Genomic DNA, 18,631 nt, shown 5'->3' with positions numbered 1-18,631 from the left:
GGAGACAATTCTCCCTCATCGTTTATTCGACACGATCTTAGAAGTTCACAACTTCCTTAACTTTTGCAACGACATCTTTATGGTCAGGTAACCACATGTCTTCACCTTGTGCGAATGCGAAGACTGTGTCTGGTGCAGTTACTCGAAGAACTGGTGCTTCGAGGTGAAGAATTGCGCGCTCTTGAATTTCAGTTACAACGTTCGCTGCGATACCTGCTTGACGTTGTGCTTCTTGAACGACGATCGCACGACCTGTTTTCTTAACAGACTCTACGATTGTGTCGATATCAAGCGGGCTCACTGTCATGAGGTCGATTACTTCAACGTTGATGTTTTCTTTTTCAAGTTCTTCCGCTGCTTTAAGTGAAGTATGCACCATCGCACCGTAAGTGATGATTGAAACGTCTGTACCTTCACGTTTCACATCTGCTTTACCGAGTTCGATTGTGTAATCACCTTCAGGTACTTCGCCACGGAATGAACGATACAATTTCATGTGCTCGAGGAACACGACTGGGTCGTTGTCACGGATTGACGCGATCAACAAACCTTTTGCATCGTAAGGAGTTGATGGAATAACAACTTTAAGACCAGGTGTCTGAGCCATCAAGCCTTCAAGGCTGTCCGCGTGAAGCTCAGGTGTCTTAACTCCACCACCGAATGGTGAACGGATTGTGATTGGTTGGCTGTAAGCGCCGCCTGAACGGTAACGCATACGTGCCATTTGAGCTGCGATTGAGTCGAAAACTTCGAATACGAATCCGAAGAATTGAACTTCCATAATCGGACGGAATCCAGTAAGACCTAGACCGATCGCAAGACCACCAATCCCTGATTCAGCGAGTGGCGTGTCGAAGACACGGTCTTCGCCGAGCTCGTCTTGGAGACCTTCCGTCGCGCGGAATACCCCACCGTTTTTACCAACGTCTTCTCCGAAAAGAAGTACTTTCTCGTCGCGTTTCATTTCAACGCGCATCGCATCAGTAATCGCTTGGATCATTGTCATTTGAGCCATAACTTACTTCGACTCCTTTGCAGTATATTCTTCAAGCTGTTCTTTCAAGTTTGAAGGAAGTTCTTCGAACATGTTGTTGATGAAGTCCGAAACTTTTTGTTTTGGTTCTTTGTCTGCTTGGCTGATTGCTTCTTTCACGTCAGCTTTCGCTTGCTCGATCACTTCGTTCTCCATGTCTTCGTTCCAGAGTTTCTTGTTCTCAAGGAAGAGACGGAAACGTACGAGTGGATCTTTTTCTTGATACTCTGTGTCGAGTTCTTTTGTACGGTAACGTGTTGGGTCATCCCCAGCGAGCGTATGTGGTCCGTAACGGTAAGTGAGTGACTCGATAAGTGTCGGTGTTCCCTCGAGTGCGTCGACGCGAGCTTGTTGAGTCGCTGCGAGCACTGCAAGAACGTCCATTCCATCTACTTGAATTCCGTTGATTCCAGCTGCAACAGCTTTTTGCGCGATCGTTTTAGCTGCAGTTTGCTTTTCAACAGGAGTTGAGATAGCGAAACGGTTGTTTTGAACGACGAAGATTGCTGGTGATTTGAATGCACCTGCAAAGTTCAATCCTTCGTAGAAGTCACCTTGTGATGAGCCACCGTCACCTGTGTAAGTAATGGCGACATTTTTGTTGCCGTTGCGTTTGAGGCCCATTGCCACACCCGCAGTTTGAATGATTTGTGCACCGATGATGATTTGTGGCATCAATACGTTGACACCTTCAGGGATGCGGTTTCCCGCCACGTGTCCACGTGAGAACAAGAACGCTTGATAAAGCGGAAGTCCGTGGAATACGAGTTGTGGGATATCACGGTATCCTGGAAGGATCCAGTCCTCTTTGTCGAGCGCGTATTGCGTCCCGATCATCGTCGCCTCTTGACCTGCCACTGGCGCGTAGAATCCTAAGCGACCTTGACGGTTAAGTGAGATGGCGCGTTGGTCCCAGATTCGAGTATAGACCATGCGGCGCATGAGTTCCTGAAGTTGCTCGTCCGTTAGGTCAGGCATTGCGTCTTGGTTGACGACCTCACCCTTCTCGTCGAGAATACGGAACGTTTGGAAGTTTTCTTCCACGTTTTGAAGTACCTGAACGTTGTTCATTCGTTTCACCTCATCCTTTCAACTATGAGACAATTGTCTTTTTTGTGATCAAACACTATCTCAAATCTTACGTGTATCTGTCCAAAAAAGCAATCTGTATTAACGTGATTCAGAAAAGTTATCCTCTCCTGACGTTTCCTTGTTAGTATAAAACGGGTTGTTTCAATAACGCAAAAAATATGCTTACCGAAATAAAACGCTTACATTCAAGGGATATGACATCCTTTTCACCACTGTATTATTTTCATTTCACCTTCTGTACCATCCACATTCCTTCCTGTTTAAATATGATATAATCAATCATATAAGTTCGATAGAAAGGAAGTTGTGTATGTTAACCATGAAAGATGTCATCCGCGAAGGAGACGAGCGACTTCGCGCGCGTTCAGCCGAAGTTTCGATTCCGCCAACAACAGAAGATTTGGCGTTACTCGACGAGATGGAGACGTTTCTTGTCAATAGTCAAGACCCAGAGATGAGCGAGAAATACGAGTTACGAGGTGGTGTCGGAATCGCCGCACCTCAACTCGGTGTAAATCGCCGTTTCTTCACAGTATTGCTACAAGAAGAGGAAGAGACGTTTAAACTCTCCATCTTCAATCCTAAAATTACAAGTCATTCCGTCGAACAGACATTTTTGAATGGCGGCGAAGGCTGTCTATCGGTCGATCGCGTGGTCAAAGGAAATGTACCTCGTTTTCGTCGAATCACGTTAGAAGGGTTCGACCGCGAGGGGAAGCCGATTAAGCTTCGTCTGCGCGGAATGCGCGCTGTCGTATGTCAGCACGAGCTCGATCATTTAGACGGGATCATGTTCTATGACCGGATCAATATGTCGAACCCGTTAGAAACATACGGCGAACCGATTTAACATGTTTAGTTCGAGAAAAAGGGCACTGTTGTTACTATTCCCATTTTTATTTCTTTTAATCGGTGGATGTGTGCGAATCAATTATGATGCGACCGTCCACTATGACCAATCTGTTTCGCTTGAAACGACTTACGCGTTCCGTGATCATCCAGTCATGAAATTGCTCAATCTCAGACTCGACTGGGATACGTGGAAAGAGCAAGCAGAAGCGAACGGATATGAGACGGAAGATTATTCGAGTCCTGATGACTACGAAGGCATGGTCTTAAAGAAGACATTTAAAAATGTGGACGAGTTGCAACAGATTAAAGAGGAATGGAAAACGGGACCAGCCGGTATTTTAGTCCCTCCGGATATTCAGTTCGACATCGAACAACAGGAAGGCATTTGGTTTGATTCATATACACTCCAAACCAATCTCGACCTCCGACTCGATCGGGTCGACTTACCCGGTGTTGAACTAACCGGCTCCCCCAAAAAATTGGCTGAACGATATATCCGCCAAGCCGACATTCGCTTTAACTTGACTGTTCCGACCGGCGTATTCGTTGAGGATGGAACTGGCCTAGACCTCCGTTCTATGAAACATGTCGAGTGGCAAGTCTACGGCGGTCGGCAAAATAACGTGAAGCTAGTTGCCCATGTACCGAACGTCAACGCTTGGATCGTGACGGGAATCGTTCTGATTGCAGCGGCCGTATTGACTTACTTCATTTGGCGCAAATATCGTCGGAATGTTGGCAACCCAAAAGAGACATCCATTCGTTCACGTCTCCTCGGACTGTTGATCGTCTCACTTTCACTTGCTCTCATCATCGTCACCTTCCGACAAGAGTTGACGAACGAGCGTCAATCCGAGGCGATACGTCAAGCTTCTCAAACGAATGAGTTCATCCCTACGTTTGCAGTTCATGGACTACTCGGGACAGACCGGACGTTCCTCCGCTTCTCTCAAGCGATGGAACAAAGTGGTCAAGCGACTGACGGGGCGCTTTGTACCGTGACTGTCAAAGGCAAGACCGACTGTGAAATATATGATTTTAGTTCAACTCGTCCGATTGTCCGAATCGAGTTCGAAGATGCAGAGGCTTCTTTAAACAATCAGACAAAGTGGTTGAATGCAGCCATTGAAACATATAAAAAAACGAGAAATCGATCATTCGATCGGATGTATATCATTGGCCATAGCATGGGTGGCGTAGCCGCTGCCAACTATATCCTGAATCAAGAGACATACATCGTCGATAAGTTTGTGACGTTCGATAGCCCGTTCGGCGGGACGCGCCTTGCAAACTTCGGTTTATCTGCCAGTAACTTCGGCATTAATACCGGAAGCCCTGCCATCCGTGATTTGTCCCCTAACTCAGACGGACTGCAAGCATTCCAGTCTAAACTCGAGACATGGCCGAGGTCCGTTCAGGTACTCTCCTTCTCTGGACGAGGTGGCGAATTCAATTTGATTGAGCCGGCAAGTTCGCTGTTACTTGAAGAGTATACGAATAACATTCAGACAGAAACTGTGCCGTACGACCATTTCTCGCTTCACCGTAAAAGTGACGTCTTGAAAGAGACCGGGAAATTCTTATATGAATACACGAATGAGTTTAATCCAATCGAGACGAACTAACGTCAAAACAGCTATCCCCAAACTTTGAGGATAGCTGTTTTTTAATAGGTCATCGTCCATGTGACTTTTTGGAGCCAATACATCATATACTTTCCGAGCGGGAGATCCGTTTGAATCTCATCATATGCTACCGTATACGCGCCGTTCTCATTGTTCCATAGACGATTAAAATACTCGTCCACCTCATCAAAGAAGGCTGTATCCACTTCTCCTGTCACTTCGACGTCTGCCTCTAGGTTGTAATCGTTCATGTTCCGGGTCGTATAGTTCCCCGATCCTAAGACAACGGTTTTCTCCTCACCATCTACATAGAGGATTTTTGGATGATATTGTTCCTTACCGACATCATACCAGCGAATCTCGATATGCTCCGGGTTGACGGTGTTCAGTTCTGCCGTCACCGGTAAGTTCGGTAACCCTGATTTCGATCGACCGAACGCATTCGTGTTCGGATCGAGGATCAAGTTCACAGTCACCCCGCGCCCTGCGGCATCCTCGATTGCTTGGATGATATTCCGGTCTGCCAAATAAAACATTCCGATCCAAATGGTGTCTCCATCGTCCGCCCCATTCATTGCATCGAGCACTGATTCTTGAATTTTCCCTTCGGTGACGTAACGAATCTCCATTGGTGCCTCACTCGGCGCATTTTCAATCTTCGACAACGCTTCATCATCAGGGAATCGGCGTGCATCTCCTTTCGAGAACGTCGCGACCGCTTGCTCACCTTCAACGATTTCTTTTAAAATCGGTCCTTTTAAATGGACACCGACATTCGAGTGGTATCCGCTAGCGTCATGTGGATTGGCGGATAGTACAAATCCCTCATTTTCAGTGACCATCACCTTCCGATGGTTCGCTTTGATGTTGAGCAACCTCAAATAAGCACGAACCGTAATGTCCGGTGCCGAAGAGGCCATCGGATTCGGCAACCAGCCGGATTGACTATCACCGAACCATTGAAGCGCCATTCGATAAAACGTGGAGTAAAGAATATTTGGGTCACGAAGTTCGTCGAGATTTGTGTACACGACTTCTACCCCTGCCTCCTCCAGTACATCGAAGTGGTCGGAAACGTGCCCGTTATAAGTCGTATTGATATCGTCTGTAATAAAAACGACTTTCAAGTCCGGATATCGCTCCATTTGCTCAAGCAATGTCGATGACAGGCGCGATGTGATGTCCGGATATTGTCGGTCTTCATTCGAATAAGGATTGAATAAGAAAAAGTCCATGACGATGTATTCTTTTGCCTCACGTATTGCTCGTTCAACTTCACTAAATATCTCTTGTTCGACAATCTCCGTATCTTCCCCTTGATAGGTCAAATCGTGGAGAAAATCGATTTGGTCATCTGTGATGAGATATGGTTCAGATTGTCTCGACACGCCTTCCGGTAATGGTTTGACTTGATGATATACGAGCGTGATGAGAAAAATGACCGCTACGATTGCAGCTCCCCATTTCAGCCACCCTTTCTTCCCCTTTTCCTTCGCCATAAGCTCCCCCTCCTCATTTGCTGGTGAAAAAAACGAGCCGTAGTCTCCTACAGCCCGTCAAATCATACTTCCATAATAATCGGCAGGACCATCGGGTGTCTCCGCGTCTTTTGTGCCAAATAAGGTGTAAGGGTGTCTGAGACGAGTTGTTTCATCTCCGACCACTTCATCTGCTTATTGGACAATCCTTGTTCGACGGTTTTCTTCAACAATCGTTCGCCGTCACGAATCAGACTACCTGATTCACGCATATAGACGAATCCACGTGAGATGATATCTGGTCCTGAGACGAGTTTGCGCGTCTTGCCATCGATGCTGATGACGACGACAACGAGTCCATCTTCAGACAGAATTCGGCGATCCCTTAATACTATATTCCCGATATCACCAATTCCATTCCCATCGATATACACAGCGTTCGCAGAAATTTTGCCAGTGACCGCAGCCGACTCCGAGTCGACAGCAAGCACTTCACCATTATCCATAACGAAACTGTTCTCTTTCGGGATTCCTACCGATTCAGCAAGCTCAGCATGCTTTTTCAACATGCGGTACTCACCGTGAATCGGCATGAAGAATTTTGGATTCAACAGACGAATCATCAATAACTGCTCTTGTTGCGAACCATGACCTGATGTATGAATGTTCGTCAACTTACCGTAGACAACATCCGCTCCCGCTTTATACAACTGGTCAATCGTCTTCCCGACGGAGATGGCATTTCCTGGGATTGGAGAAGAAGAAAAGATGACCGTATCCCCAGGAATGATTGACACTTGACGATGGGTACCATTCGCAATACGGCTGAGCGCTGCCATCGGTTCCCCTTGCGAGCCGGTACAAAGAATCGCGATTTCATTCGGGTCGTAGTGACGCATTTGATTCGCCTCAATGATCATCCCTTTCGGAACGTTGATGAAACCGAGTTCTTGTCCAATCGTCATGACTTTCTCCATCGAACGACCGAAAATCATGAGATGGCGACCTGTCTCGGCACACGCATCGACCACTTGTTGCAAGCGATAGATGTTCGATGCGAATGTTGCAAAGATGATTCGACCATCCGCTTTCCGGAACGTTTCACTAATCGTCCCACCGACAACGCTCTCACTCATCGTGAAGCCTTCCACTTCTGCATTTGTCGAATCGGACAAGAGACAAAGCACGCCTTCTTTTCCGATTTCCGCCATCTTGGCGAGGTCTGCCGGCTCACCTACCGGAGTGAAGTCGAACTTGAAGTCACCCGTATGGACGATGTTCCCTTGTGGCGTCTTGACGACGACACCGAGTGAGTTCGGAATCGAGTGCGTCGTGCGGAAGAACGAGATGCTCGTCTTGCGGAACTTGATGAGTGAATCCTCATCAATCTCATGGAGTTCCGCCTCACGAAGCAACCCATGCTCCTCAAGTTTAACTTTAATCAATCCGAGCGCGAGCTTCGTCGCGTAAATCGGCAATTGCACTTGCTTCAATAAGAATGGAATTCCCCCGATGTGGTCTTCGTGACCGTGAGTGATGAATACCCCTTTTACTTTGTCCTTGTTTTTAATCAGGTACGAGTAATCAGGAATCACATAGTCGATTCCAAGCAAGTCATCCTCTGGGAACATGATTCCCGCATCGATGACGATGATTTCATCTTGGAATTGAACAACATATGTGTTCTTCCCGATTTCTCCGAGTCCGCCCAATGCGAACACGGCTGTTTGGTGGTTCTTAACAAACTTCATTTAATCTCTCCTTACTTCAATTATTAATACATCTATGTGAAACATAAGTGATTCTCGAATATGCCCGTAAGATTCTTTTTTCATTATAGCTCATATCATGACAATATTTCACTAACGATGTGATATTCGTGGTAGTTTCCCTATTTCGTGTTATCCTTTTAGTGGGTTCAGAAAACATATTTTTTAGATAAAGAGAAAGAATGGTGAATCAAATGGAAGATCAAAAGGTTGTTTTCTTCGACATTGACGGCACGCTTTTACATGAAGGTAGTTATATACCGCCTTCCACGATTTCAGCAATTCAGGCATTGCGAGAAAACGGCGTCGAGACATTCATCGCGACGGGACGAGGACCGGCCATGCTATCCGATATCCCAGAACGTGTCGGGATTGATAGTCTTGTTTGCTATAACGGTCAGATTGTCGTGCATAAAGGTGAAATCGTCTATCGTAACACGCTTTCAAAAGATGCACTCGGCCGATTGACGACGCACGCCGCTTCAAATGATCATACTCTCGTCTATTTGGGACAAGACCGTGGTGGTGCTTCAAGACCGAATGATGCCATCGTCAAACAATCGCTCGGTGAACTCGACATGCCGATTCCTTCATTCGAACCGAACTTCCATACAGAAGAAGATGTGTATCAGACGTTACTGTATTGCACGCCTGAAGACGAGCATCATTATATCAACGCCTACCGTGAGTTCGATTTTATCCGTTGGCATCCTCATGCAATGGACGTGATCAACAAAGGGGCCAGTAAGGCAGATGGCATCCGTCACTTTATTGAGACCAATGGCTACCGTCTTGAGAATACGTACGCTTTCGGAGATGCGTTGAACGACTTGGCCATGCTTCAGTATGTAGGTACTGGAATCGCCATGGGCAATGGTCGCACCGAAACGAAAGACGTGGCGGATTTTGTCACGAAATCCATCCTTGAAGATGGAATCGAGTACGGCTTGAAAGCGATGAAACTCATTTAAAAAAGACCTCTTGGAGTCAAACCGTCGAGTTGGATCAATCGATTCAACGATCGCGGCATCGCTCCAAAGGTCTTTTTTTTATCTCGAACGAAGTGTACGCTCTAGTCTATCCAAATCGGTATCCTTCCCGATGATAATCAAAATATCTTCCGATAAAATCATCTCATCCGCTTGAGGAGAAATCAGGACATCATCATCGCGACGAATCGCCACGATGTTCACCCCGTACTTCGCCCGCAAGTCCAAATCGATGAGTGATTTGTTAGATAACTTGTCCGATGCTTTTATTTCGACAATCGAATGTTCATTCGATAATTCGAGGTAGTCGAGGATACTTTGGCTCATCAATCCATTCGCAATTCGAACGCCCATGTCACGCTCCGGGTGGACGATATTGTCTGCCCCAATTCGACGAAGTACTTTTTCATGGTAATCGTTTGTTGCTTTCACCGTGATGATTTGAACACCAAGTTCCTTTAAAATCAACGTCGTCAAAATAGAAGCTTGAATATTCTCCCCGATGGCGACGATGACATGTTCAAAGTTACGAATCCCCAAACTCTTCAACACATTTTCATCTGTTGTATCGGCGATCACGGCATGGGTTGCCAATCCCATAAACTCATTGACACGCTCCTCATCTGAATCGATGGCGAGGACGTCATATCCATTTGAAGACAATTCACGGACGATCGACCCACCAAATCGTCCTAATCCGATGACTGCAAATTCACCTGTCATGATGCTACATCCCTTTCCTACACATGTTCACTTCTTGATTCTTCGTTCAGTGTAACTGATTCCACTTCAAAACTCTATACAAAATACAAAACGGGATTCCCTTTAAATAAAGGAAATCCCGTTCTCGCCATTATGCTTTTCCACTCGAGCGTTTCCCTCGTACGTAGTCGTTGTCAAACAAGAACAAACGGAGCAAGAGGTAGAGTGCCGGAACGAGTAGGAGCAATCCTAAGATGAACACGATGACAAGCGCCACCGCCATCGACTCGTTGACGACACTTCCATTAATGTCGATGTACGGATACAGGATGTAAGGTAAGTGAGAATATCCGTATCCGAACCATGCCATGAAGAACTGTCCCATGACCATCAAGAAGGCAACCCCGTAATTTCGTTTCATATACACGAAGGAGACGGCGATGACGAAGAACAAGAAGCTCATCGCAAACCACCACCAGTTCCCTCCTAGGATACTTTCGTAATGCCACGCAGCTTGCGACTTCAATCCAAAGAAGACGAGACCCGATGCGATAATCGTCGGGACGCTCCAGAATAGAGCCCATTTCCGAACGAGTTCGACGGCATTTTGGTCACGTGCCTTGTCCGCGTAGAACAAGAGGAACATGGCACTAATATAGAGGACGGAGACAATCGCCAAGATGACGACCGTCCAGGAGTAGAAGTTGGTGAACAACTTCGCTCCGTCAAAGAAGACCCCGTTCTCTGTTTCCGTGATGAAACCTCCTTGGCTGACCGTCAGTACCGTCGACATCGAAGCTGGGATGAGTAATCCCGTCGCTCCATAAAGGAACATATAGAGCGTGCTTTCCTTTGAGCCATAGTTAGCGAACGCATAAAAACTACCACGAATCGCAAGCAGAATTAACACGACAGACGCCGGAACGAGCAATGCCGTACCATAGTAATAAGCGGTGTCCGGAAAGAATCCGACAATCCCGACAAAGAAGAAAACGAAGAATACGTTCGTCACTTCCCATGTCGGTGACAAATACCGTTTGACGAGTCGGTTCACTAAGTGATCACGTTTCGTATAGCGGCTATAGAAAGCGAAGAAGCCTGCACCGAAGTCAATCGATGCGACGATGAGATAGCCGTATAGGAACGTCCATAAGACGGCAATCCCTAATTCTTGAATTTGCATGTCATACCCTCCGATCACACTTCATCCGCAAACATCGCTTCACCACGATGCTCGGATTGTTTTAGTTCTTTCCCTACCGGATTCTCTTTGAACAGGCGTGATAGGACAACCACAGTCACTGTTCCAAGTACCGCGTAGAGGATCGCGAAAGCGACAAGCATCCAACCGACGTTCGCTGAAGTCGTAGCTGCCTCACTCGTACGCATTAACTCATATAACGCCCAAGGTTGACGACCAAATTCAGCGAAGAACCACCCAAACTCAATCGCTGCCATGGCTAGCGGTCCACCGGCTGCAATCGCAAAGAGCATCGGCTTGCTGAACTGGTTCAAACGTTTAATATAGCGGCCGAGTACAAACAGGAAGGAGATGAGTGCGAGAAGCATCCCAATTCCGACCATCGCATCAAATAGATAGTGAACGAAGAGCGGCGGTTGATCTTCTTTCGCAAACTCATTGAGACCCGTCACCTCGTAGTTCGGGACTCCACCTGCAAGAATAGAGAGCGCGTAAGGAATCTTCAAGGCGCCTCGGACTTCATAGCCACCTTGACCATCATCTTCTAACCATCCACCCAAAATCAATTCAGCCTCGGAGGAGGTTTCGAAATGCCATTCTGCCGCGGCTAATTTATCTGGTTGGTACTGAGCCAAATATTTACCTGAGAAGTCACCGACGAGCGCTGTCGCAATCGCAAAGATCAAAGCGACCGTCATCGTCAGACGGAGACCTTTCTTGTGATATTCAATCGACATCTTGTCGAGTTGATTTCGACGTTGACGTAACAACTGAACGGCTGCAATCGCAGCTAGAATGAACGCGGATGTTAAAATAGCTGAAGTCAACACGTGTGCCATTTTAGTCGGCATAGCCGGACTGAACATCGCCTCGAGTGGGCTGACATTTGCCAATCGACCATCGACAATATCAAACCCTACAGGCTGGTTCATAAAACTGTTTACCGTTGTGATAAAGAACCCTGAGAACAATGCACCGACTGCAACCGGTATCCCGAGAAGCATGTGGTGCCACGGATTTTTAAATCGATCCCACGTGTACAAGTAAATACCAAGGAAAATCGCTTCAAAGAAGAAGGCGAACGTTTCCATGAAAAGCGGGAGCGCAATCGTTTGACCCGCAACGCGCATCAAATTCGGCCAGAGAAGTGAAAGCTGCAGACCGATGGCCGTACCTGTCACAACCCCAACTGCTACCGTCACGACATAGCCACGCGACCAACGGCGAGCCATGAGCGTGTATTTCGGGTCTTTTTTACGTATTCCTAAAAATTCTGCCAATAAAATTAAAAGTGGAACCCCGACGCCGAGTGTGGCAAAAATCACATGAAAACCTAATGTGAGTGCCGTCAATGCTCGACTCATCAGGACAGGATCTTGAAACATCTATTGATTACCTCCTATCTCTCTCTATCGCTTCGAACCCATGTATGAAACGACAATCACAGATGAATACCCTTCGATACTTACATCATAATGATTTTATATTGCGCTGTAATGTCTCAATGCTCGAGTTCGCAAAATGTTCACATTTGAGCAATCGCCACAAAATCGTCGCTTTACATGAATAAATGTTTCCCTTTTTCACCCTCGTTCACTCCTTTTCGGGCACACTAAAAGCGGACTCAATCGAGACCGCTTCGTGTTATTGAATCATGACATTACGGAAGTAGTGGTCGAATAAATCGATGGCTACTTCAATCGAACGTTCATCCGGGTTGAGTGTCGATTGATGAAGTCCTGATCCCATATCGTTTACGCCTAACCAAACCATGAATCCAGGGACCTGTTTCAACATATATCCAAAATCTTCACCCGTCATGGCAGGGACACACGTTTTATAAGAATAGCCGACCTCTTCCACCGCTTCCTCGAATTGATAGAGGTAACGTTCGTCATTGACGACCTCGTGATAGCGATTACCAAATTCAAGGTCAATCTGAACGTTATACGTCATCTCGACACCGGCAATGATTTGACGAATCCGGCTTTCAAGCACGACCATTTCTTTGTCGGACAATGCACGGACCGTCCCATCCAATTTGGCCGTATCAGCGATGATATTTTCTTTCGTTCCTGCTGCGACTTTTCCGATACTGACGACCGCACTTCCCATCGGGTCAATGTTCCGTGACACAATCGTTTGCAGTTGCATGATGAGGGCGGCCTGAACGATAACAGCGTCAATCCCTGCGTGAGGGAAAGCACCATGCCCCCCTTTTCCATGAATGGTGATATGAAGCTCTCGCGCACTCGCAAACAACACGCCCGGTCTTGAAGCGACCATGCCGACAGGATATTCAGGCGCGACATGCAAGCCGAACAGTGCATCCGGCCGGAAGTGATAGAACAATTCTGATTTCGCCATCGGTTCGGCTCCTCCCGGGCCCTCTTCGGCCGGTTGGAAAAAGACGACAAGGTGATGGTTAAGCGGTTCCTCGACCGCTCGTTTAATTAACCCAAGCGCGATCGACATGTGCACATCATGTCCGCATGCATGCATCATTCCTTCGTGAATCGATGCGAATTCTAGCCCCGTCTCTTCCGTGATGGGCAGTCCATCCATATCGGCTCGATATCCAATCGTCTTCTCACCGACGAGACCATCTACCCGGACGAAAAGACCTGTTCGCCAGTGTGTGATGTGAACACGTGGTGAATCGAGCGATCGAATCAATTGCTCAAGTGTCGCTTGTGTTTTGAACTCTTCATATCCGGCTTCCGGAATTAAATGCAGCTGTCTTCTCGCTTCAATTGCCCAATTCATCATTCAGTCTCCTTCGTAATTTCTTCAACGATCTTCCAAAACGCTTGAACTTGCGCCAACTCCAACATCGATTCTGTCGAAAGCATCCATGTGTCCCGTACGAGTGGCACACCACCCGACGACGTCAATGGAATCTTATTCATCTCATTCACATCTTTGATGGTCGATTCAGGGAGAATCGCGAACCCGATTCCGTGTAACGCCATCTGTTTGCATGTCTCGATTTGATCGACGACCAGCGTCGTCAGAGGTGGACTCGAAAACCGTTCCTGCCACCACTCTAATATTTCCTGGTAATAAGTCGAGTCACTCTTGAATTGAATAAACGAGCGCTCATTGTTTTTTAGTTGGGAGAGGTCGGTCATTTTTAGATCGACCAAATGCAAGGAATCGGAGAACAACTTCATCCGTTCTCCTCGCCAATCAGGATTCCCTCGAATGATTCCGATATGAAAATTCTCTTCGAGCATATAACGCATCATTTCGCTCGACCATCCGGTGACCAATTTGACACGGACAGACGGATAGCGTTCAACGAACGTCTTCAATACCTTGGGTAACCAATATTGTCCCATGATAGAGGCGACGGCAATTTTCAAAGTCCCGTACACTTCCCCTTGGTTGGCAGTCAGTTCACCCCTCAGTTCTTGTTCTTCGCTGTACATCTTTTTGGCGAACTCGATGATTTTCTCCCCATCTGGCGTCAATGCGAGCCCTCTTGTGGAGCGAACGAAAATCTTCTTTCCCCACTGATGTTCGATGGTCACGAGCCGTTGACTGAGCGCTGGTTGTGAGACAAACAACCGCTCGGCTGCTTTCCGCATATTCAATTCTTCCGCAAGAATAATTAACACTTCTACTTCCGAAACTTGCATCACGTCACCTGTTTCTCTATCGTTTGAAAGATTGTATACTGAATAAGTATTTGTTTCAATGTATCATATCATGTTTAATCATCAATTTGATTGTTAGGAGGAAATCTGATGCAACGTCATCATTTCGCCTTTATCGTTGCGACCGTCGCGACGCTCGGCAGCCTTTATTTTTCAGAGATCATGCTCTTTTTACCTTGTAAGTTGTGTTGGTTCCAACGCATCTTTATGTATCCACTAGCCATCTACTACTTGACTATCATGTTGACTGCACGAGACGTCAACCGCTTGTTCGTAGGGATTATGGCCGGTGCCGGATGGTGTATCAGTCTGTATCACGTTATTTTAGAACGTATCCCGAACGGTGAAGCCTTCTGTACGAACGACTGCCTGATTCGTTGGGTCAACTATTTTGGATTCGTCACCATCCCACTCCTCAGTTTTATCGCCTTTACCTGCATCCTGATCGTTCAGTTCGTACCGCTTAAGAAAGCGTAAGACAACAAAGGAGAAGCTGTCTCGAGACAGCTCCTCCTTTTTTCATTGCCACCATTCGTCGTACAACGAGGCAGGCATGTGATGCTTGTGGCGTGAACGTTTAAAAATTGTCTCGATTCGCTCGGCGATTGTTGGGTCGATTGTCTTCCCTTCCAAATAGTCGTCCAGCTGATCATACGTCATACCGAGTGCGACTTCGTCAGGAAGTCCAGGGCGACCATCTTCAAGGTCAGCCGTCGGCACCTTATAAATCACACGCTCATGCGCTTCAAGTTCATGGAGAAGTGCTTTCCCTTGACGTTTGTTCAAACCGGTCAACGGTGTGAGGTCACAAGCTCCGTCACCGTGTTTTGTATAAAATCCTGTCACATATTCCGCAGCATGATCCGTTCCGACCACAAGGGCACCGAATGTTGCCGCGATATCGTATTGTGCCTTCATCCGCTCACGTGCCTTCGTATTCCCTTTATGGAAGTCACTCAATTCGAGACCCGTTGCACGGTTAAACGCTTCAACCGATGCGTCAACAGCAGGCTTAATGTTGACAGTGAACGATTTGTCCGGACGAATGAACTCAAGCGCAAGTTGCGCGTCATGCTCATCGTGTTGCTCACCATATGGCAATCTGATCGCATAAAATGTATACTCGCCACCCGTTTCTTCACGAAGCTCTTCCATGGCGAGTTGACATAGCTTTCCGGCAAGGCTTGAGTCTTGCCCACCTGAGATACCTAGGACGAGTCCTTTCGCACCGGCTCGTTTCACATATGCTTTCAAAAAGTCGATGCGTTGACGAATTTCTTCTTTCGGGTTGATGGTCGGTTTGACATGTGTTGATTCAATGATATGTTGTTGCATGGATTGCCCTCCCACTATGCTCTCATTTTGCTTTATTGTCTGATAATCCTTATACCCCGTCAACTAGCGTCTCAAAAAGAAAGACGGAAACAACAGTTTCCGCCATGGCTTTATTGAACTTTAAATGATGTGACCTCTCCACCGATTGGTGTCATTTCTAAGAACAACGGTTGATCTTTCGCCGGTGCTTCATCGAGCAATACCCCAAACGTGAAGCCACCGCCGGTCACTTCGGCTGCGCCTTGAGCGTAAATATTGTGTCCGTCTGACACAGACCACTCGAACTCGACTTCATCCGTATACCCGCTCACTTGAATCATCGTGTCATTCAAATCAATTTGTACATCGCGGAACGCACCGTCCGATTGCGGCTCTGTTGCTGGTGTTTCTTCCGGTGTTTCTGATGTACCTTCATCCGGAGTTTCTGTTGCAGCAGATTCAACCGTGAACGTCGTCTCATCTGTCACAGCAATTTCAGGTGCCCCATCAACTTGACCGAGCCCAATCACTTCGACCGAATATTCGCCAGCCTCTAATTCATCTAACAGGAAGACCTCATCGAAGATCTTTTGTTCATCCGCTGCCCACTTTTCTTCGATAATCGATTCCGTGAACATAAATTCGCTACCATAATCAAACACGATTTTGTCACCTTGTTTGATAATCAACTGATAGCGCTGTGACGTATTGAATGTCACATCCACGGCTTCCTCATTTGGGTTCGTCATTTTGATTGTTGCTGATAATGCTTGGGCTACTGAATCGTATGCCATTTCCGTGTCGAGCGTCAATGGAGCCGGTGGTTCAGACGAATCACTGTTTACTTGACTCGGTTTCGCCTCTTCTTTCCCACATCCCGCTACGACTAATAAGATTGCCGTCACTACGGCGAGCAACCAAGTTTTCTTCATGGATCCCACTCTCCTCAACAAAATAAAAAACGTCTATAGCACTAGTGTATACAATGTGCAGACGTTTGTAATGATTTCCCTTATATTATTTACCTTTTTTACGAAACTTTAGTTTGTTCCATGTATTGTTGCCAACCGGTCATGAACAATGAATCTGCGATATCGAGATCAGACCGGACTTGAGCCGTGACAGAGAACGTCTCACTGTGCATCGATTCAAACGTGACGACCATCGTTTCTCCTACTACTTCCTTATAAGCTACAAGTTCAGGCGTTTCTGCAAACAATATCATAAGTATGGCTCCTTTGTTCATCTGTGATAAATCTAGTGTACCAATCTGAAACCAAGATATATGTCCTATCGTTCGACAGCATAACAATGACATTTTACCTATTGTCGAAACGTTTACATCAAATGTTAGTCAATTGGGGAAATGTGCATGTGTTTTTGTGAAAAAAAGGAGCAATCCGCAATGCAGATGCTCCTCTTTACCTTAAATTGTAAATCAAAATGATTCGACACATGTCGAACGAAACCTCATTTCGAGCGGTTCGAAATTTGTTGCCATACCGTCCCGAGTGCTGTCTCGCCGCTCGTGATCCGCTCTTTCGCAAGTCGCGCTTGTAAAGAGACCTCGAACTCGCGATCTTCCTCCGCGATTGACAAGGCAGGTACAGCCCGTTCATCTCCACAATCGAATAAGAAACGAGCCGCTCGCCAACGTACGAGTTTGTTTTTATCTTTCAGCGCCTCAATCATTGAAGGTTGTGACTGAGGTAATGCCCAATCGGAGACCGTATCCCCAGCTGTTCGTCGCACAATAGGAGAAGCGTCCACTAAAGCTTGTTCAATATATGTGACATATTCCTCACGTCGTTCTTCAAACATCCCGATCATGACGACCGCTTGTCGACGAATTGCCATCACGGAATCTTCCAAGGCACGACGGAAATAGGGCATATTCTCATGATGGATTTCGAGTTCATCCAGGAATGCCATCCGATCTTTCCAATTTTCCGACTGCAAATGGTTCGCGTTTGCCTCAAAATCTGCTTCACGACCAAACGCACGGGCCACGATCCGTTCGATGCGCTCTTCAGGATACGCCGCTTCCAATTCTTCTTGCGCGATGACACTGACTTCATCCAATTCACCATAGCGTGGGGCTTGCTCTACCCAACGACGGTCTTGAATGACATTCTTCACTTGTGCTTGAACTTCCATCGCTGCATCGACAAATCGTTTCGACAGCCCGATTCGTTTTTCTTCGTCCCCTTTGACGAGTTTTAATTGCATCGGTACATCGAGCACGAACTGGACGGATACATGGACTGGTTCATAGTCCGTATCCATCTTTGTGGATTCGACTTCCTCAACTTGTTCCCCGAACGCCCGTCGGATTTCATTCATGACGTCATGCCAATCATGTTTCGGATGTCGCTCGACAGCGAGAAAATCAGACACGGCGTAAACGGATTTGACGCCTCGAAGCCCAATGATTTCTTGAATGATGGCTGGGGCATCCGTACTCGCTTTATCGTACGTTATGCCTCTCCCTTCGAACGGAGGGTCCACAATGATTTTCAAGTTATTCGGACTTGGTGTCGGTTCGATTGCTACTAGTTTCATCCTCATCACCTCACTTTTCATCGTGACGAAAATGACAAAAAAACGCAAGCGAGTCGCTTGCGTTCGATCAATCCTCTATTTTACTTAAAACAACGCGATAAACTGTTGGAGTGAATACGTCGTCCCATCCACAGTAAATGTGTCGTCCTCTGAAATCGGTTCAAGGAAGAAACGTTTTTCACCATCTTCTTTCACGTAACCAAAAATATGATTGGATTGATAGAACAATTCAACAATCGTCATTCGTCCAAATGTCATCCCATCGTTCATTACCGCCCGATCACCTAATTCGCCGCCATTGTACAGTTCGATGTAAGTTTCCATTTTGGTGTCGCTCCTCTTGTGTTTGTTTTCA

18 protein-coding genes are annotated in these 18,631 nt (G+C 46.7%); 4 read left to right on the top strand and 14 right to left on the bottom strand.

The genetic code is table 11. The features are described 5' to 3' along the window. Nucleotides 1-37: 37 nt before the first annotated feature. Both Q9R25_RS01785 and pdhA read right to left on the bottom strand, forming a co-directional pair. Complete coding sequence (locus Q9R25_RS01785) at nt 38-1,015, bottom strand: alpha-ketoacid dehydrogenase subunit beta (RefSeq protein ID WP_074034993.1); 978 nt, start codon at nt 1,013-1,015, stop codon at nt 38-40. A gap of 3 nt (nt 1,016-1,018) precedes the next feature. Beyond that, nucleotides 1,019-2,104: a pyruvate dehydrogenase (acetyl-transferring) E1 component subunit alpha gene (gene pdhA, locus Q9R25_RS01780; RefSeq protein WP_015881258.1), complete on the bottom strand. Its 1,086-nt coding sequence runs from the start codon at nt 2,102-2,104 to the stop codon at nt 1,019-1,021. 331 nt (nt 2,105-2,435) lie between these two features. On the opposite strand from pdhA, the gene def reads away from it, so the two are divergent. Together def and Q9R25_RS01770 are read left to right on the top strand one after the other, a co-directional pair. Next, nucleotides 2,436-2,975 (top strand): peptide deformylase, encoded by a 540-nt coding sequence (gene def, locus Q9R25_RS01775; RefSeq protein WP_214691101.1) that lies wholly within the window; start codon nt 2,436-2,438, stop codon nt 2,973-2,975. A gap of 1 nt (nt 2,976) precedes the next feature. Continuing rightward, nucleotides 2,977-4,602: an alpha/beta hydrolase gene (locus Q9R25_RS01770; protein WP_074037380.1), complete on the top strand. Its 1,626-nt coding sequence runs from the start codon at nt 2,977-2,979 to the stop codon at nt 4,600-4,602. A 41-nt stretch (nt 4,603-4,643) separates the two neighbouring features. Here the strand turns inward: Q9R25_RS01770 and Q9R25_RS01765 are convergent, their stop codons facing one another. Together Q9R25_RS01765 and rnjA are read right to left on the bottom strand one after the other, a co-directional pair. Beyond that, entirely contained in the window at nt 4,644-6,101 is a 1,458-nt protein-coding gene (locus Q9R25_RS01765; RefSeq protein WP_214691102.1) for a phospholipase D family protein, read from the bottom strand. 62 nt (nt 6,102-6,163) lie between these two features. Next, the gene (gene rnjA, locus Q9R25_RS01760) at nt 6,164-7,831 is read right to left on the bottom strand and encodes a ribonuclease J1 (protein ID WP_015881254.1); all 1,668 of its coding nucleotides are present in this window, start codon (nt 7,829-7,831) and stop codon (nt 6,164-6,166) included. Between the two features lie 200 nt (nt 7,832-8,031). On the opposite strand from rnjA, the gene Q9R25_RS01755 reads away from it, so the two are divergent. Continuing rightward, a complete protein-coding gene (locus Q9R25_RS01755) occupies nt 8,032-8,820 on the top strand; it encodes a Cof-type HAD-IIB family hydrolase (protein WP_201302237.1) in 789 nt (262 codons plus the stop codon). A 78-nt stretch (nt 8,821-8,898) separates the two neighbouring features. Here Q9R25_RS01755 and Q9R25_RS01750 read toward each other — a convergent pair whose 3' ends face one another. The 5 genes from Q9R25_RS01750 to Q9R25_RS01730 form a co-directional block, all read right to left on the bottom strand. Further along, the gene (locus tag Q9R25_RS01750; protein ID WP_015881252.1) at nt 8,899-9,561 is read right to left on the bottom strand and encodes a potassium channel family protein; all 663 of its coding nucleotides are present in this window, start codon (nt 9,559-9,561) and stop codon (nt 8,899-8,901) included. 130 nt (nt 9,562-9,691) lie between these two features. Beyond that, a complete protein-coding gene (locus Q9R25_RS01745) occupies nt 9,692-10,723 on the bottom strand; it encodes a cytochrome d ubiquinol oxidase subunit II (protein WP_215244080.1) in 1,032 nt (343 codons plus the stop codon). A gap of 14 nt (nt 10,724-10,737) precedes the next feature. After that, on the bottom strand, nt 10,738-12,126 hold the full coding sequence (locus Q9R25_RS01740) for a cytochrome ubiquinol oxidase subunit I (protein ID WP_074037383.1): 1,389 nt from the start codon (nt 12,124-12,126) through the stop codon (nt 10,738-10,740). A gap of 259 nt (nt 12,127-12,385) precedes the next feature. Then, nucleotides 12,386-13,507, bottom strand: a complete 1,122-nt coding sequence (locus Q9R25_RS01735; protein WP_074037384.1) for an N-acetyldiaminopimelate deacetylase — start codon at nt 13,505-13,507, stop codon at nt 12,386-12,388. Beyond that, nucleotides 13,507-14,382, bottom strand: a complete 876-nt coding sequence (locus tag Q9R25_RS01730; protein ID WP_074037386.1) for a transcriptional regulator CcpC — start codon at nt 14,380-14,382, stop codon at nt 13,507-13,509. Before Q9R25_RS01730 ends, Q9R25_RS01735 begins: the two co-directional genes overlap by 1 nt. A gap of 108 nt (nt 14,383-14,490) precedes the next feature. Between Q9R25_RS01730 and Q9R25_RS01725 the strand changes: the two genes are divergently transcribed. Further along, nucleotides 14,491-14,877, top strand: coding sequence for a disulfide bond formation protein B (locus Q9R25_RS01725; RefSeq protein WP_159562030.1), 387 nt, complete (start codon nt 14,491-14,493; stop codon nt 14,875-14,877). Nucleotides 14,878-14,919: 42 nt separating this feature from the next. On the opposite strand, the gene nadE is transcribed toward Q9R25_RS01725, so the two are convergent. The 5 genes from nadE to Q9R25_RS01700 form a co-directional block, all read right to left on the bottom strand. After that, nucleotides 14,920-15,735: an ammonia-dependent NAD(+) synthetase gene (nadE, locus tag Q9R25_RS01720; RefSeq protein ID WP_074037388.1), complete on the bottom strand. Its 816-nt coding sequence runs from the start codon at nt 15,733-15,735 to the stop codon at nt 14,920-14,922. Nucleotides 15,736-15,845: 110 nt separating this feature from the next. After that, nucleotides 15,846-16,646 (bottom strand): BsuPI-related putative proteinase inhibitor, encoded by an 801-nt coding sequence (locus Q9R25_RS01715; RefSeq protein ID WP_214691104.1) that lies wholly within the window; start codon nt 16,644-16,646, stop codon nt 15,846-15,848. A gap of 98 nt (nt 16,647-16,744) precedes the next feature. Beyond that, nucleotides 16,745-16,939, bottom strand: a complete 195-nt coding sequence (locus Q9R25_RS01710; RefSeq protein ID WP_074037391.1) for a hypothetical protein — start codon at nt 16,937-16,939, stop codon at nt 16,745-16,747. Nucleotides 16,940-17,184: 245 nt separating this feature from the next. Next, nucleotides 17,185-18,276 (bottom strand): virulence factor, encoded by a 1,092-nt coding sequence (locus Q9R25_RS01705; RefSeq protein WP_074037949.1) that lies wholly within the window; start codon nt 18,274-18,276, stop codon nt 17,185-17,187. Between the two features lie 84 nt (nt 18,277-18,360). After that, entirely contained in the window at nt 18,361-18,600 is a 240-nt protein-coding gene (locus tag Q9R25_RS01700; protein WP_015881242.1) for a hypothetical protein, read from the bottom strand. Nucleotides 18,601-18,631 lie beyond the last annotated feature (31 nt).

It is taken from the genome of Exiguobacterium sp. BG5(2022) (assembly GCF_031844365.1).
GTDB lineage: Bacteria > Bacillota > Bacilli > Exiguobacteriales > Exiguobacteriaceae > Exiguobacterium > Exiguobacterium profundum.
This window is presented reverse-complemented; position numbering and strand designations above follow the sequence as displayed.

Coding starts and splice junctions, on each gene's coding strand:
- Q9R25_RS01785 (WP_074034993.1), bottom strand. CDS start 1,015: ATGGCTCAAATGACAATGATCCAAGCGATTACTGATGCGATGCGCGTT.
- pdhA (WP_015881258.1), bottom strand. CDS start 2,104: ATGAACAACGTTCAGGTACTTCAAAACGTGGAAGAAAACTTCCAAACG.
- def (WP_214691101.1), top strand. CDS start 2,436: ATGTTAACCATGAAAGATGTCATCCGCGAAGGAGACGAGCGACTTCGC.
- Q9R25_RS01770 (WP_074037380.1), top strand. CDS start 2,977: ATGTTTAGTTCGAGAAAAAGGGCACTGTTGTTACTATTCCCATTTTTA.
- Q9R25_RS01765 (WP_214691102.1), bottom strand. CDS start 6,101: ATGGCGAAGGAAAAGGGGAAGAAAGGGTGGCTGAAATGGGGAGCTGCA.
- rnjA (WP_015881254.1), bottom strand. CDS start 7,831: ATGAAGTTTGTTAAGAACCACCAAACAGCCGTGTTCGCATTGGGCGGA.
- Q9R25_RS01755 (WP_201302237.1), top strand. CDS start 8,032: ATGGTGAATCAAATGGAAGATCAAAAGGTTGTTTTCTTCGACATTGAC.
- Q9R25_RS01750 (WP_015881252.1), bottom strand. CDS start 9,561: ATGACAGGTGAATTTGCAGTCATCGGATTAGGACGATTTGGTGGGTCG.
- Q9R25_RS01745 (WP_215244080.1), bottom strand. CDS start 10,723: ATGCAAATTCAAGAATTAGGGATTGCCGTCTTATGGACGTTCCTATAC.
- Q9R25_RS01740 (WP_074037383.1), bottom strand. CDS start 12,126: ATGTTTCAAGATCCTGTCCTGATGAGTCGAGCATTGACGGCACTCACA.
- Q9R25_RS01735 (WP_074037384.1), bottom strand. CDS start 13,507: ATGAATTGGGCAATTGAAGCGAGAAGACAGCTGCATTTAATTCCGGAA.
- Q9R25_RS01730 (WP_074037386.1), bottom strand. CDS start 14,382: ATGCAAGTTTCGGAAGTAGAAGTGTTAATTATTCTTGCGGAAGAATTG.
- Q9R25_RS01725 (WP_159562030.1), top strand. CDS start 14,491: ATGCAACGTCATCATTTCGCCTTTATCGTTGCGACCGTCGCGACGCTC.
- nadE (WP_074037388.1), bottom strand. CDS start 15,735: ATGCAACAACATATCATTGAATCAACACATGTCAAACCGACCATCAAC.
- Q9R25_RS01715 (WP_214691104.1), bottom strand. CDS start 16,646: ATGAAGAAAACTTGGTTGCTCGCCGTAGTGACGGCAATCTTATTAGTC.
- Q9R25_RS01710 (WP_074037391.1), bottom strand. CDS start 16,939: ATGATATTGTTTGCAGAAACGCCTGAACTTGTAGCTTATAAGGAAGTA.
- Q9R25_RS01705 (WP_074037949.1), bottom strand. CDS start 18,276: ATGAAACTAGTAGCAATCGAACCGACACCAAGTCCGAATAACTTGAAA.
- Q9R25_RS01700 (WP_015881242.1), bottom strand. CDS start 18,600: ATGGAAACTTACATCGAACTGTACAATGGCGGCGAATTAGGTGATCGG.